Origin of the sequence: Xanthomonas sp. CFBP 8152, assembly GCF_014199025.1 — a bacterium.
GTDB classification, from domain to species: domain Bacteria; phylum Pseudomonadota; class Gammaproteobacteria; order Xanthomonadales; family Xanthomonadaceae; genus Xanthomonas; species Xanthomonas arboricola_B.
In genome coordinates, this window is the sequence record NZ_JACHNO010000006.1 from 1 (window position 1) to 15,230 (window position 15,230).

General features: G+C 58.0%; 7 protein-coding genes and 1 pseudogene. 4 read left to right on the forward strand and 4 right to left on the reverse strand.

Annotated features, from left to right (window positions below; translation table 11 throughout):
- Nucleotides 1–81: 81 nt before the first annotated feature.
- The 3 genes and pseudogenes from FHT09_RS17955 to FHT09_RS17965 all read left to right on the forward strand — a co-directional run bounded on the left by FHT09_RS17955 (nucleotide 82) and on the right by FHT09_RS17965 (nucleotide 6,719).
- Nucleotides 82–4,647 (forward strand): DUF6531 domain-containing protein, encoded by a 4,566-nt coding sequence (locus FHT09_RS17955; protein WP_221230823.1) that lies wholly within the window; start codon nucleotides 82–84, stop codon nucleotides 4,645–4,647.
- A 407-nt stretch (nucleotides 4,648–5,054) separates the two neighbouring features.
- Nucleotides 5,055–6,294 (forward strand): annotated as a pseudogene (locus tag FHT09_RS17960) (RHS repeat-associated core domain-containing protein); the annotation flags it as partial.
- A complete protein-coding gene (locus FHT09_RS17965) occupies nucleotides 6,294–6,719 on the forward strand; it encodes a hypothetical protein (protein WP_146096525.1) in 426 nt (141 codons plus the stop codon). The pseudogene FHT09_RS17960 and the gene FHT09_RS17965, both read left to right, overlap by 1 nt.
- 489 nt (nucleotides 6,720–7,208) lie before the next feature.
- On the opposite strand, the gene pgaD is transcribed toward FHT09_RS17965, so the two are convergent.
- Genes pgaD through FHT09_RS17985 form a run of 4 tightly spaced genes read right to left on the reverse strand, consistent with a single transcriptional unit; the run spans nucleotide 7,209 to nucleotide 12,747 of the window.
- Nucleotides 7,209–7,655, reverse strand: coding sequence for a poly-beta-1,6-N-acetyl-D-glucosamine biosynthesis protein PgaD (pgaD, locus tag FHT09_RS17970; RefSeq protein WP_104537549.1), 447 nt, complete (start codon nucleotides 7,653–7,655; stop codon nucleotides 7,209–7,211).
- Entirely contained in the window at nucleotides 7,652–8,905 is a 1,254-nt protein-coding gene (gene pgaC, locus FHT09_RS17975) for a poly-beta-1,6-N-acetyl-D-glucosamine synthase (protein ID WP_104606434.1), read from the reverse strand. Before pgaC ends, pgaD begins: the two co-directional genes overlap by 4 nt.
- Before the next feature lie 3 nt (nucleotides 8,906–8,908).
- Nucleotides 8,909–10,807, reverse strand: coding sequence for a poly-beta-1,6-N-acetyl-D-glucosamine N-deacetylase PgaB (gene pgaB / locus FHT09_RS17980; protein WP_104606433.1), 1,899 nt, complete (start codon nucleotides 10,805–10,807; stop codon nucleotides 8,909–8,911).
- Nucleotides 10,789–12,747 carry a tetratricopeptide repeat protein gene (locus FHT09_RS17985; protein WP_104606441.1) on the reverse strand — a complete coding sequence of 653 codons (1,959 nt, stop codon included), beginning with the start codon at nucleotides 12,745–12,747 and terminating at the stop codon, nucleotides 10,789–10,791. The genes pgaB and FHT09_RS17985 overlap by 19 nt, the downstream gene beginning before the upstream one ends.
- Before the next feature lie 754 nt (nucleotides 12,748–13,501).
- On the opposite strand from FHT09_RS17985, the gene FHT09_RS17990 reads away from it, so the two are divergent.
- On the forward strand, nucleotides 13,502–15,202 hold the full coding sequence (locus tag FHT09_RS17990; RefSeq protein WP_104606432.1) for a ShlB/FhaC/HecB family hemolysin secretion/activation protein: 1,701 nt from the start codon (nucleotides 13,502–13,504) through the stop codon (nucleotides 15,200–15,202).
- The last annotated feature ends 28 nt before the right edge of the window (nucleotides 15,203–15,230 follow it).

The following is a 15,230-nucleotide window of genomic DNA, read 5'->3' on the forward strand; positions in this document are numbered from 1 at the left end:
CGTCCAGCGCTTGATCTCTTCTTCCATCACTTCGCTCATCGGTGTCTCCTTCGGGGAAAGTAACACCTGAGCAGGAATTCAGTGGGTCATTACAGTGATGTGAATATCATGCCATCGGAAGGTATTAAGGCTTTCCGCCTGTTTGTTCTAATGCTAATAGGTTTGTTATCGGTAACGTCATTTGATGTGATAGCTGCGTCTTACTACGGCGCGCCGTATTACGTTAATTCGATCTATGGAAGTCGTTCATTTGGTTCAGCTAGCGCGGGCGCCGAGTGGCTGGTTGGGCAAATGACCAAAGGTTGCATGTCGAAACCTCAGGGTTGTTCATCTTGGCCAGTTGTCAAATATAGCGCAACCACAACGGGCGCGTTTGTGATGTGGCCCAATGACCCAACCGGACTGGGCTATTTCGTGGAAGCGACAAAGTATGCCGTCGGCTCGCCAAAGAAGAATCTTGGCAGCTGCAGCATGCCCTGTAGCGGCGGTCTCGGCGCTGGCAGGGACGGAACTGGCCCACGCGGTAGCCGTGATAGTGCTGCCGTGGCGAACAAACCTGGATCAGTTTTTGAAGGCGATCCAATCAATACCGCGACAGGGAATTTTTATCGTCAAGATACAGACTACGATAATCCGAGTGGTCTTGTGTTTCGTCGATTTTACAACAGCTCGTTGTCGGTTTCCTCGACCTCAATGGGGCAGCAGTGGCGCCATTTCTTTGATCGGAGTCTGGAGATTCAGCGCTCCACCAGCGCGGTAACTGACACGCAGGCGATCAATGCATATCGTCCAGATGGAAGCTCGGTGACGTTCCAGCTGACTAACGGAGTATGGAAGGCTAGTGCTGATTACTCAGAGACGCTTGTCGAACGGCCCGACGGAGCAGGCTTCGCATTGGCGATTTCAGCGACGCAGCAGACAGAGATTTATGATGCAAAGGGTCTCTTGCAGGAGGTCTACGATAAGGCAGGTCAGAGGGTGTATTTGCTGACCTATAGTCTACCTGATGCTACAGGTATGGGTGGCGGAATTCTTTTGAGTGTGGCCGATAGAAGCGGCCGGCAAGTGCTCTTTGATTACGATAGTGCGTCAAGATTGGCTGGAGTAACGCTACCTGATAAAGGCAGGATATTTTACTCATATGACGCAAATGGATACCTTGCTTCGGTGAAATACCCCGATGGAAAATCGATCGGTTATCTTTACAATGAGAGCAGTTTTACGGCAGGGAATAAGCTTCCTGGCGTGCTGACTGGCGTAATTGATGAAAAAGGTGTTAGGTATGAAACGATAACATATCAATCATCGAGAAAAGCAACCTCTGCATCATTTGCTGGTGGAGTGGACACTACGAAGATTGATTATGACGCATATTCCACTAATGGAATAGTCAATTCTTCTGTGATTGGCCCCTTAGGTGTGCGTAGTTACTTGAAGTTTGTTGATGCTGCGACTGGTGCAATCCGCTTTGCAAGCTCTGGCTTGCCTTGCGGCACGCAATGCAATCAACCGTACAAGGCCATTACATACGATGCGAATGGTTACATCGCGTCTACGATGGATTTTCAGGGTAACAAAACACAGACCAGCTTCGATACCAATGGTTTGCTTCAGCAGCAGATTGATGCGGTAGGCTCTGCGCAACAGAGAACTATCAATACTGTCTGGGACACGGCTATCCGTCAACCGCTTGAACGAACTGTTCTTGACGCTAGTAATTCAGTCAAGGCGAAATCGAAATGGGCTTACAACGTTAGCGGTTTGCAGACCGCCAGCTGCGAGATCAACACCGCTGTGACGACAGGTATTTCCTACGTGTGTGGAAGCGCGGCAAATGCACCTGCTGGCGTCCGTCAGTGGCGCACAAGCTACTGTGAAAAAGTGGACGCAGTCAATTGTCCGCAGGTCGGCTTGGTTCTCTCGGTAGACGGGCCTCGTACAGATGTGAGCGATGTCAAGGCATACCGTTATTTCAGCTCTAGTGATGAATCTGGATGTGGCAAGGTAGGCGGGCAATGTCACCGGGTTGGTGACCTCTTTCAAATCATAGATGCGTTAGGGCAGGTCACCACCTATGCGTCGTATGACAGCAATGGTAGGCCGGCACGGATTCTCGATTCAAACGGGGTCACAACTGACTTTGGCTACTCGCCTCGCGGATGGCTGATGTCCAAGATCACCAGGTCCGATGCCAGTGGCGGTGCTTCTGCCCAGGATCGTGTAACGACGATCAAGTATGACGAGACAGGCAACGTCAGTCAGGTTGTCGGGCCCGAAGGCGACGTAGTGACGTATGACTATGATGCGGCGCACCGTTTGACAGACATAACTGACGGTGCTGGTAATAGTTTACATTATTCGCTGGATGTTGCAGGAAATCGGCTGAAGGAAGATGTCAAAGATCCGTCCGGTAATGTCAAGAAAACTCTAACTCGCATTTACAACAAGCTAGGGCAATTGCAGACACAGGCAGATGCGTCTGCTAATCCGACTGATTTTTCGTATGATCTCAACGGTGATCTAAAGTTGATAACCGATGCACTGGGTCGCAAGACACAGTTGGATCCCGATCCTCTGCGCCGTGTCGCACATACGCTTCAGGACGTAGGCGGGCTGGCGGTGGAGACAACGCAACAAATGGATGCGCTGGACCGCGTGACCGCTTTCATCGATCCTAAGGGCCTGACTACTCGTTACGATTACAACAGCCTCGGCGACCTCAGCAAGCTGACTAGTCCGGATACCGGCGCAACGACCTACAGCTACGATGCTGCCGGTAACCGTACACTCGAAGCGACTGCCCGCGGGGTCAAAATCAGTTCAAGCTACGACGCGTTGGGACGATTGACCAAGCTGAGCTATCCGACTAGCGCTTTCAACATTACTTATAGCTACGATTCCGCGCCCGCCAGTTGCCAGGCAGGAGAGACCTTTGCAATAGGCCGCCTTGCTTCTATCAAGGACAGCAGCGGGACGACAGAATATTGCTACAACGGCTTCGGTGAGCTTGTGCGTAAGTTGCAGACCACCAATGGCAAGGCCTTGGCGTTGCGCTATGCCTACACCGCAGCCGGTCGCCTGACCAGCGCGGTCTATCCCGATGGCGCCAAGGTGGACTATGTCCGCAACAGGCTGGGGCAGGTCACAGAAGTGGGCTATACGCCCGCGGCAGGTACCCGCCAGATCCTGCTGAAGAACATCAGCTATCTGCCGCTTGGACCGATCGCAGGCTGGACCTATGGTAATGGCCGCGTACTGACACGCGCTTATGATCAGGACTATCGCCCGAAAGCAATTCAGGACACGAGCGCTGGAGGTCTGGATGTCGGCTTTGGTTTCGACCCGGTCGGCAATCTGTCCAAACTGACCCCGGCCGGCGGCACTGTTGCGGATGTCACGCTGGGCTATGACCCGCTTGGCCGGTTGACGGAGTTCAAGGACGGTGTGACCGGCACGGTGCTGGATAGCTACACTTACGATAAGACAGGTAACCGGCAGAGCAGTAAATCGGCAGCCGGCGAAGTCGCTTACACCTACGAGGTAAACAGTCATCGCCTGACCAAAGTAGGTGCGACACCACGTGTCTACAACGCAGTAGGCGATACCACTTCGATCAACGGAACCGAGCGCGAATTCGTTTACGACGTGACCGGCCGCATGAGCCAAGCCAAGCGCAATGGCGTAGTGGTACGCGAGTACCGTTACAACGGCAAGGGCGAGCAGGTCCGTCGCTTCCTCGGTACTGCAAATACTTACACGCTCTATGATGAGTCCGGCCACTGGATGGGTGATTACGACAATGCCGGCAAGCCACTGCAGCAAGCGATCTGGCTGGATGACATGCCTGTTGGTTTGGTCGCAGCCGACTCAAAGCTCGCCTATGTTGAGCCAGACCACTTGGGAACTCCCCGCGTAGTGATTGATCCTGCGCGTAACCTAGTGGTATGGAATTGGAGCATCAAGGGAGAGGCTTTCGGTGACACCGCTCCTAGTACAGATGCTGACCAGGATGGCACTGGTTTTGTATTGGATATGCGTTTTCCAGGTCAACGCTATGACTCGCTACGCGGTCTAAATCAAAATTATTTCCGTGACTACGATGCTGCAACTGGTCGTTACTCGACGAGTGATCCTGTAGGATTATTGGGTGGGGTAAGTACCTATTCTTACGTCAAAGGGAATCCTTTGTTTTCGAGTGATTTACTGGGTCTCGATACTGCATTGATATTGTCAGGAGGAACGGCTGATAACCCGTTTGGCCACTTGGCGACGGCAATTGGAGGGCAGGGTGTTTATAGTCGCGGTACTAAGCATGATTTTGGATCAAGTTTTGATGAGTATTTAAATGATCAACTTCGCGATCGTTTTGTTGAGGTGATTGTGCTCAAAACTGATGCTAATCAAGAGCGGGCGATCATTGAGGCAGTAAGGGCTGATTCAAGGAATCCTTACCATTTTCTTTCTAGTAACTGCGCCACCACTGTCGGTGTAGGCCTGGCAGCTGGTGGAATTGAGAATAGCGGATCGATTCTCCCTGGGAGTGCATTTATGGATTTCCTTGGGAGTGACTTGAAGGTGGGTTATTATCATATTCCTAAGGGGGGCGTTGTTCCATCTGGCCTGAAGTTTTTGAATCCTGGAAAATGAAATGAATAGTATATTTAAAGTGCTAAATTTTGCATTTATTTTAACGGCGTTACAATGCCTGTTTGGCTGCTCTCTTAAAGATAAGGTGGTGTATGGCCAGCTTCAGGCATTGGATGCAAGATTCAGGGATGATAAATCCGCGCTCATTATATCTGAACTTGAGGGGGTGAAGGCTGTGCGCTTCCGAGATAACGATAAGCGCGTATGGTGGGCTTTAAATAAATTGGATGATAAGGAGGGGGTTTACACATATCCCGTCGATGAGTTGAGGCCGGGATGTGGTTTTCTCGAGGAAATAAATAAGATAGATGGAGTCGAGTCCCGAGTGCGGTCGGAATTCATGGTTAGCTGTAGATAATTGGTTGCCAAGCCCTTGCCCACGTTGGAGTTTTAAGCGTGAAACATTTGTCTCGCTGGGCTACGACCCGCTTGGTTGGTTGACCGAGATCAAGGACGGCGACCGGCACGGTGCTGGATGGCTACACCTACGATAAAACGGGTAACCGGCAGAGCAGCAATCGGCTGCCTACACCTACGACGCCGGCAGCCATTGCCTAACGAAAGTCGTTACGGAACCACGTGTCTACACGCAGTCGACGATACCACCGCAGTCAATGAACCGAGCGCGAATTCGTTTTTTACGACGTGACCGGCCGCATGAGCCAAGTCAAGCGCAATGGCGTAGTGGTACGCGAGTACCGTTACAACGGCAAGGGCGAGCAGGTCCGTCGCTTCCTCGGTACTGCAAATGCTTACACGCTCTATGATGAGTCCGGCCACTGGATGGGTGATTACGACAATGCCGGCAAGCCACTGCAGCAAGCGATCTGGCTGGATGACATGCCGGTGGGAGTCACCGGTACAGATGCCAAGCTGGCCTATATCGAGCCTGATCACTTGGGCAGCCCGCGTGTGGTGGTTGATCCAGCGCGTAATGTGGCCATGTGGGCCTGGAATTTGAAGGGAGAGGCGTTTGGGAATACGGCGCCGAATCAAGATCCTGATCAAGATGGTGCAGGTTTCGTGTTGGATATGCGGTTTCCAGGGCAGCGCTACGATGCAATGAGTGGGCTAAATCAGAACTATTTTCGGGACCTTGATGTTGCCGCCGGGCGATATACTCAGAGCGATCCGATTGGGTTAAATAGCGGATTTTCTACATATTCCTACATCGAAGGCGATCCCCTCTTTTCTAAAGATCCACTTGGTCTGGAAAAGTGGGTTTGGATTTCCCCTATTCGAGATCCGGTCATTTATTCGGGAGCTAGGGCTGATGAAGACAGGCCTGGCATCTTGACAATTTATGCACATGGAGGTCCGAATGCAGTGAACGGTCCATCCTTCTTTAATAAGTATGGGCTTGCATTCAGTGCTGATCAGGTTGCTGATATTATCGAGGATAGTTCTTGGAACCGTAAGGATGTTGTTTGGTTGAAATCTTGCAACACGGGTAAAGATCCCAATGGGTTTGCTCAACAATTAGCTAATCGGCTTGGCGTGACCGTTTATGCGCCAAACGCTCAAGTTTGGTTTAATAAGCAAGGAGTTATTGGTCCGATGCCAAGGGTGGGTGGAGTAGGAAAAGCCGATTATTCAAACCCTGGGCAATACACACCATTTCGCCCAATGCCTCAAGTTGGGAAATAATGAAAAACAACATTTACTTATTTCTGGTGATCTTGTTAGCCGCTTGCGGTACTAAAAGTCCAAGTGATGCTTTTATTGTTTCAGATTCAAAATTAGAACGTCTGACTAGGCAAGCTGATTCTGGTGATCTGGCAGCAGTAAAATTTCTTATAGCGCATTATGATGCTACTTCGGGAAATGAAGAGGCCAGTGAAAAGTGGAGGGCTAAGGCAAGGTTGCTTGGGGATGCGGATGAGTTATATTATTATTCAGCAAGGCTATCTGCGGAGGCTAGGAGGAGTAATGATAGTAAAGAAAGGCGTGCAATTTTATTGGAATCGCTTAGAGCAGCAAGGCATTCATATGCAATTCGCCCTAACGAATCTGCTAAAAAATTAATTGATGAGGCAAGTCAATCTCTTGATTATTTGGAGAGGGCTGATTAGGGAGGGGGTTGTTGGGTTGGCTGAACATGTTATTTAGGATGATGTGGTGATTAAATTTTACTCATGATTGTATGAGTCATCCTAGCCTTCTAGCTTTTGCAGTTTGATATGGTTTTAAGTGAAATCGAATTTTTAAGTAACGGGGTGAGAATTGGCTTGGCTAATTGCGGTGTCTGTGCGAGATTGAGATATTTATAGCTGTGACATTGGTTTTTTCAATTGGAGCTCATGCTGGTTTTTTATCGAAGCGATCATCGTAAAAAGATGGTGCGGCTATGGCCATTTATCTATTTCTGAGGTAACAAGTTATTAGAGCATTTTTCAGATAACTGGCGATGCAAAAATATTGGTATAGGATTGACTGCCAGCGGGGCTGGGTAAAGCGACGAATTCACCAAATTTCTAGTGGTTGTAGAGAAGTAGAGCGGTTTGCTGTCTGCAGTAGACATAAAAGGCTTTGAAGCAAACGCTGCGCTACCGTCATCCAGCCTACCTATGCCTAACCACCCGCACCCCCACCGGCCGTGCAAACTTGTCCATCGCCACCGATGAAATACGGCTATGACGCAGCAGGCTACCAAGCTGCTCGGGGACACCCAGGCGTTGATCGACTTCCGGTTCGAGCACGGTGCGGCGGCGTTTGCGCTGGTCGGCCTTGGCGAAGCGGATGCGGTTGTACTCGGCCCAGCCGACGGTGGTGATGGCGCTCATCAGTGCAATCACCGGCAGGGCGCCCAGCGCGAACGGGTCCAGCGCGTTGTGCTTGAGGTACAGCTCCATGTAGGCGCTGCGCAGGCCGAAGAACCAGGCGATGAGCGTTGCCAGTGGTGCCCACAGATAGAAGTAAACCATCCAGGCGCCGGCCGTGGCGGCGCCGTAGGCGAGCCGGCGCGAGCGGCCGAGGCGTTGCGGCAGGTTGATGATGGGCGGTGTCATTGGATTCCTCGGTCGGGGCTTTTCCAGCGGGCGCGTTTGCTGCGACGCGCGAGCAGGGCACGTGGGAAGGCGATGACGGCGGTGAGCATGCCGATCATCCAGAAGGCGACCGGATACCAGATCACCCAGAAGAACTGGCGCGCCAGGCCTCTTTCGTAGCGGCGTTCGATCACCAGGCTGGTGGCGAACTGCATCAGGCACACCACCGCCAGCACCAACCCATGCCAGCGCGGCAGGATGGTATCGACGTACAGCGCAGGCGGCAGCGCGATGACCTTGCCGAGCAGCCACAGCACGATGATGAAGAGCATCGTGTAGGCCCAGGCCAGGCTGAGCGCGTATTCCAGCAGCACGCCCCACATGCGTCGGCTGCGCCATGACAGCACGCGGCGGCCATGGCTCAGCAACACTTCCACACCGCCGCGCGCCCAGCGCAGGCGCTGCATCCACAGGCCGCGGAAGGTTTCCGGCATCAGGATCCAGCACAGCGCGTTGGGTTCGTAGCGGATATCCCAGTCGTCGAGCTGCAGCCGCCAGGAGATGTCGATGTCTTCGGTGACCATGTTGTCGGACCAGAAGCCGACGCCGTGCAGTGCCGAGCGCCGGAACGCACAGATCACCCCGGAGACCGTGAAAAGGCGTCCGTAGACGCGCTGCGCACGCTTGATCAGTCCGACGATGGCGGAAAATTCGCCCACCTGCATGCGGCCCATCAGCGTGGTGCGATTCCGCACGCGCGGGTTGCCGGTGACGCCGCCGACCTGCGGCCCGGAAATCAAGTGGCCGACCATCCAGCGGGTGGCATTCGGGTCCAGGATGGCGTCGGCGTCCACGCACACCAGATAGTCCGAGCGCGACGCCAGCGTGCCGACACGCAGCGCGTTGGCCTTGCCGTGGTTCTGCTCCAGATGCACCACGCGCAGGCGCGGATGCTGATGGGTGAGGTCGTCGAGCGCTTCGGCGGTGTTGTCGTTGCTGCCATCGTTGATGGCGATGATCTCGAAATCCGGATAGTTCTGCGCGCTCATTGCGGCGATGGTTTCGCCGACGTGCTTGGCCTCGTTGTAGCAGGGCACCAGCAACGACACGAAGGGCTCGCTGGCCAGCGGCGGCGGCGACGAGGGACCGGGCCTGCCGCGTTCGCGTCGCAGGTAGTAGTACGTGCCTCCGATCATCCAGAAGAACGCCATGATGATGGGATAGAAAAACGCGAAGTTGAACAGAGCGCCCAACAGGAGGCTGGTCGTCATCGGTTACCGCTCGATATATGGGAATTGCCGAGCCGACATGGCCTCGCGCGCTTCGGGAAGAGACGGGTGGCCGCCGATGAAGTCGTCGGGGTAGTACGCCAGGTGGCGCACGCCCGCAGCCAGGAGCAACTTGCTGTGTTCGAGCAGGACGCCTTCCGGCAAGGGTTTGCCGGTGCGCCAGTCCACGGTCTGCAGTTCGAAAATGGTGTTTTCGAAACCATGCGGTTGCTGACCGACACGCTGCGCCAATTGCTGCAGCCAGTGCTGCGGGTCGTTTGCCTGCTCCATATACGGCATGGCCATCAGCGCGGTGTAGTCATACGCCGATGCAAAGGCGTCCAGGCGCTGCGCAAACCAGGCTTCGCTGTGCGGCTCCAGCACAGGCTGCGCAAACAGGTTGCGCACGGTCACCAGCTTGGGGCGCCAGCGTTCGGCGGCTGCTTTCAGTTCCTGGGTGAAGCCGATCAGCTGCTGCGTGCGCCTGGTCGGATCGCCATCGCCGTAGGCAGGCACTTCGTCGTCGCGCAGGTAGGCATCGTCGTGGAACAACAGGCCTTCGAAGTAGGTGTTGGCGGCCAGGTCTTCATAGATGTCGGCGACCAGCTGATGCGTGCGCGGGTTGCCCGGATCCAGGCGTGGCACATCTTTCGGGTCCTTGCCGCGAATCTGCAGCGCGGCCTGCTGCCGTGCATCTGGCAGATGGAAGCCCAGCACCGGTAGCCAGGCAAATACGCGCACGCCTGCACGGGTGCGCAGCTGCCAGGCCACACGCCCGAACAGATCCGCGCGCATCGGCAGATGCCGGTTGGGGAAATACAACGCATCGGCTGCGCCATCGCCATCCGGGTCGGCGAAGGCCTGCAGGAACACATGGCTGGGGCCGATGTCTTTGACGCGTTGGACCAGGAGGTCGAGGTTGCGCTCCAGCTGCGCCGGATCCGGATCGTAGACATAATCCAGATCGATCTGGATCGCACGCAGACCATCGCGCGACAGATCGCGTCGCAGTTCGCCGGCCAGGTCGCGCACATCGGGGTTGTTGAACAGCAACAGGCGACCCAGGCTGGCCAGCGATTGTCCGTCCACACGGTCGCGGCCCTGCTGGCCGATATCGGCTTCATGCGAACGACCTTCCAGGTCGAAGCTGAGCGTCATGCCCAGTTGCGCGGCAATGGCGTTGCTGGCGCGGTTGTAGGCGGCATACGGCCAGACCATGGCGCGCGGCGGTTTGCCCAGATGCGCCACGATCGCGTCGCGGCTATGGCGCAGATCGGTCTGGATGCGCTGGCGATAATCCGCCTCGCTTTCATAGCCCTTGCCCGCCTCCCAACGACGGGTGACCGCGGCCGGCGTCTGATTGCCGAACGGGTTGCCGGCGATACCCTTGTGCAGGTCATCGCTGTGCGAGCCGATTTCGATCAGGCCGCTGCCTTGCATTTCGCGCAGCTGCGCCCAGGTGACGAAATCATCGTGGGTGAAATCGCGATGGCCGTAGGGCACCACCTGGCCGGCGGGCAATTCGACCCAGCTGGTGACGGGGGCGACCAACGCGGGATAGCCGTAGGCCTGCAATAACGGGAACACACGCGTGTAGACGCTGCGCAAGCCGTCGTCGAAGGTCAGCAACACCGGCCTGGAGGGCAGGGCGCGTTTGCCGGCACGTGCATCCAGGACCTGCTGCACGCTCACCGGGTGGTAGGCGTGCGAACGCAGCCAGTCAAGATGTGCGGCGAAGTTGCTGGTGGACACCGCATAACGATCGGGATCGCCCTTGGCGGCGACGTCGTCGCGAATATCGTGGTAGCTGAGCACCAGCAGGCCGGCCTGCGCCGACGACGCAAACGTCATCAGCAGCAAGGCGACCAGCAACAGCGGCAGGCGGATCAAGGCGTACCTCCCCATCGGAAATCCAGGTCGAATCCAAGTTGTTGTTCGCGCTGGCCGTCGTAAACCGGGCGCGACCAGCTCACGCCGTAGCTCAGCGCGCTGCCGTCGCCCAGCGACCACAGGTGCCGGTAGGCCGCGCTGGGCACCCACTGGCTGCCGAAGCCGGACTGATAGGTCGGCCCGACGCTGACCTCCACCCGTTGCCGGAAGGCGTAGTCGTAGCGACGCCAGCCGATCTGATCGATGCGCACGCCGGCGGCCACCGCGGAATTGCGACGCGGATTGAAGTAATTGACGGCGCGGTCGTCTTCGGCGCGCCCGGTGGAGGCGGCGAACAGGCCATCCAGCAGCACATGCGGGCTGGCCCACAGGCGTTGGCTGCCGGACAGATCCAGCTGATCGCGCCGATTGCCGTCGCTGTAGCGCAACTGGCGTGCCTGCAGTTCCCAACGGCTTTCGTCATTGGGCGTCCAGCGCAGGGCGGCGCCGATGCTGTCGCCGGTGATGCCGAAGCGGCGTGCCTGCAACGAGGCTTCCGGATCACGCGTGCGCCAGGCCAGGCTGCCGTACCAGGCATCGGAAAACCGCCAGCCGGCATCCAGTGCCCAGGCGGTGCCATCGCGATCGAATTCGTCGAGCGCACGTCCGCCGTAGGCACTGACATCCAGGCGGTCGTAGCGGTAGTGGGTCCCCAGCCAGAAGCTGCGATACCGCACACGTGTGTCCTGGAAATCGGCCCAGTCGTCGCGTGCACGCAATCCCACACGCCAGCGCTGGCCGAGCAGGGGCGATTCGGCTTCCAGCAACGTGCTGCCGAAGTCGTTGCCAAGCGGCGAGGTGCTGTTGGTCAGGGTGTCGTTGTCGCTGCGGCCGCGCGCATGGCTGAGATGCACCTGCCAGCCGCGTTGACGTTCCAGCGAGGCGCCAAGCCGTTGCAGGCCGGCGTCATCCGGATATTCCTTGTGCAGCGGCGCAAAGGTCGCATCGGCCAGATCCAGGCGATCCAGGTCGCGTTGCGCTTCGACAACGCCACTGCGTGCCTGTTTCTGATGCGGATCCAGCGTCAATGCCATCGCGTTGCGTTGCAGTGCTGTGCTGGGGTGCCCGCGACGGAACTCGATCGAGGCCAGAGCCGCCTGCAGCTCCGCATTGTCGGGGCCGATGGTCACGCGTTCGCGCAACAGGGCGTCTGCGTCGCGATTGTGGTTCGCCGCCGAGCGTGCGGTAGCCAGGGCGATGTCTGCGCTGAAGCGGTCCCAGTTTTCGTAGCCGCTGCTGGCACCGTTGCGACGCGGCCACGGCGCCTGCGTGGCCGCGAGTTTTTCGAACAGCGGCATCGCCAGATCGAAGCGTTCCTGCTCCAGCAAGGCATAGCCCAGCAACAGCTGCGTATTGAAGTCGTCGGGGGTGTGCCGCAGGGCTTGCCGAAGCACGGCTTCGGCCTCGGCCGGGCGACGCAGGCCCATCAGCGAATCGCCGACCGTCGGCAATACATAGGCGGGAACCTCGATACCTTCCGCCTTCAACGCCTGATAGCTGGCCACGACGCCGCGATGGCGCTGACGCTGGTTGAGTGCGACCAGGCTGTCCACGCGCAGCCGCGTGGCTTCCCATGTCAGCGTCGGCGGTGAGTCGCGTTCGATGCGGGCGACATTGACCAGGGCCTGATCGGTCTCCGCATAGCGGTGCGCCGCATCGATGGGCTCGGCGCTGGCCCACCCGATCATACGGGCGACGCGATCGTTCTCGATGCGCTCGCGCTCCTGCTGCGAGAACCAGTCCGGGTGCCGCCATACGGCCTCTGCCGCAAGCTGTGCGCTGCCGAGGTCGCTCAGCGTGACCGCACGCATGGCATAGGCGCCGCGATCACGTGGGTTCGCACGCAGTACGCGTTCGTAAATGGTCAAGGCATCTGTATAGCGCTGCTGGCCGCGCAATTGCTCAGCCTGCTGCATGGGCGTGCGGGCGATGGAGGCGTCAGTCACCTTGCTCGGCCGCACTTCGCCGCCGTGCGCCTGGGGCACACATGCAGCAATCAATGCGAGGCTGAGCAGAGGAGTGACCGCGCCCCTGCGGTCAGGACAGCCGCGACGCACGTGATTGCGGCAATTGGGGGAGGAGGCGGTGCATTAGCGATCCAGGCGTATGACGACAGGCGATACTGCGTATGCCTACGTAAAGCTCACGTCATCACAAATTTAACGCGACCTTCATCGGATCAGTCCGCTGTAAATGTGATTGATGTCACACAAATTATTCCTGGGAATCTTATGAAGCCAGCGGATCGGCTTTCAACTGGGCTGCTGGCCGCTGAGGTCTGGGCAGGCGGACACCACCCAACACGTACGAGCGACGGCAGATGCGTGGCAAGTGGAAGTGGCAGTCAGATATGCATCCAAAGTCATTGCTCCATTGTTAGCGACACGTTGACGGACGTTCGCGGGAAGAGACGGAGACGGAATACTGCAGCGAGTCCGGGGACCAGATTTTTTGCCCACTTTTTAAGTGATATTGATCACATAATTGAAATAGGTCGGGTTTTTCTTACAGGGTGGCCCCTACATGGCGCGTTGACCGGTTCTTCACGTTCCATCACAGTTGCGCCGCATTCGTTGTGCCCAAGGATTGCGTTGCCGTCTTGGTGGCCAGGCACAGCGGTGTGAGCGACGGCGCGCCAAGGCGCGGCCCGCCGCACAGGGGGCAGGACAGATGTGGATGCGTTCGGCGCCAACGGCGCTGGCGGCTTGCCTATGGGCTGTCGCCGGGCTGGCGGCTGCACAACAGATGGCACCGACAACGCTGGATCGGCAGGAGCAATTGCGCCAGGCCGAGGAGATTCAGCGGCGTCAGGAACAGGAGCGACAGGCACCCTTCGCAGGCCCGCGCGAGGATGCCGAGCGCGTGGATGCGCGCAGTACCGTGCTGCCCAAGGAGGAACTGTGTTTCCCGATCGCCCGCGTGCGCCTGTCCGGTGCAGGGAACGACGGTGCACGCTTTGCGTGGTTGTGGACCTCGCTGCGTCGTTATGAGGGCCGCTGCATCGGTCGCGCGGGTATCGACATCATCCGCCGTCGCGCCCTGGATCAGCTGGTCGCGCGCGGCCTGGTCACCACCCGCATCGGCGTGCCCGAACAGGATCTTTCGCGCGGCGAACTGCGTTTCGAACTGATGCCCGGCCGCGTACGCGCGGTGCGCGTAGTCTCCGACACCGGCGGCGAACACTGGAAGAGCGCGCTGCCGCTACGGCACGGCGACCTGCTGGACCTGCGTGCGATCGAGCAGGCGGTGGAGCAGTTCAAGCGACTGCCATCGCAGGACGCCAGGATCGACATCGCGCCGGGCGAGGCACCGGGCGAATCGGATCTGGTCATCACCTTGCAGCATGGTCGGCGCTGGCGCGGCGTGGCCAATGCCGACGACTCTGGCGTGGAGGCTACCGGGCGCGTGCAGAGCGGGCTGGATTTTTCGCTGGACAACCCGTTGGGCCTCAACGATCTGCTCAGCGTCGGCTACATCCATGACCTGGCCACGCGCGACGAAGAGCGCGGCACGCGCGGCAACAGCCTTAGTTACAACCTGCCGTGGGGCTGGTGGACGTTTGCGTTGTCGGCCTCGTCGTACCGCTATCACCAGCGCGTGGACGGATTCTTGCAGACCTTCCAGTCCAGCGGCGAATCCAGCAACGCGCAGCTGGATATCCAGCGCGTCTTGCATCGCAACGGCACCAGCAAGACCTCTGCCGGTGTCACGGTTGGCCGGCGGCGTGCGCGCAGTTATCTGGATGGCGTGGAGATCGGCATCCAGCGTCGCGATACCAGCAGCGCGGAGTTCTACTTCACCCATCGCCGCTATCTGGGGGCGATGCAGTTGGACGTGCGCATTGCGCATCGGCGTGGCACGCCGTGGTTCAACAGCCAGTGGAGCGGTTACGACCCGCAAATCGGGTTCCCGACATTCCGTTATGGCGTGACCACGCTGGACGTGAGCACCGCCATGCCGTTCAAGCTGGGCCCGGTGCCGATGGCCTGGGAAAGCAGCCTGCGTGCGCAAACCGCAGGCGAGCTGTTGCTTGGCTCTGAGTTCGTCACCATCGGGGGCCGCTACAGCGTGCGCGGCTTCGATGGCGAAGCGACCTTGGGCGCGGAAAAAGGCGCGTACTGGCGCAACACCTTGAGCTTTCCGATCCAGCAGCTCGGGCTGACGCCGTACCTGGGCCTGGATGCCGGCCGCATCGATGGCACCAGTGCCAGCGGCCTGCGCGGCCGCAGCCTGGTGGGCGGCGCGGTGGGTCTGCGCGGCGGTTGGTTCGGTGCCAGCATCGATGCATTCGCCGGCTGGGCGATCCATCGCCCGGATGGGTTTGGAAGTGCGCAGCCGGCGTATGGCGCGCGTGTGATCTACCAGTTCTGACATGATCGCGCCGCCAGCCGGCAGCGCG

What these genes read in the sequence shown, in the direction of transcription:
- FHT09_RS17990 (WP_104606432.1), top strand. Translation starts at nt 13,502, where the DNA reads ATGTGGATGCGTTCGGCGCCAACGGCGCTGGCGGCTTGCCTATGGGCT.
- pgaC (WP_104606434.1), bottom strand. Translation starts at nt 8,905, where the DNA reads ATGACGACCAGCCTCCTGTTGGGCGCTCTGTTCAACTTCGCGTTTTTC.
- pgaB (WP_104606433.1), bottom strand. Translation starts at nt 10,807, where the DNA reads ATGGGGAGGTACGCCTTGATCCGCCTGCCGCTGTTGCTGGTCGCCTTG.
- FHT09_RS17985 (WP_104606441.1), bottom strand. Translation starts at nt 12,747, where the DNA reads ATGCAGCAGGCTGAGCAATTGCGCGGCCAGCAGCGCTATACAGATGCC.
- pgaD (WP_104537549.1), bottom strand. Translation starts at nt 7,655, where the DNA reads ATGACACCGCCCATCATCAACCTGCCGCAACGCCTCGGCCGCTCGCGC.
- FHT09_RS17965 (WP_146096525.1), top strand. Translation starts at nt 6,294, where the DNA reads ATGAAAAACAACATTTACTTATTTCTGGTGATCTTGTTAGCCGCTTGC.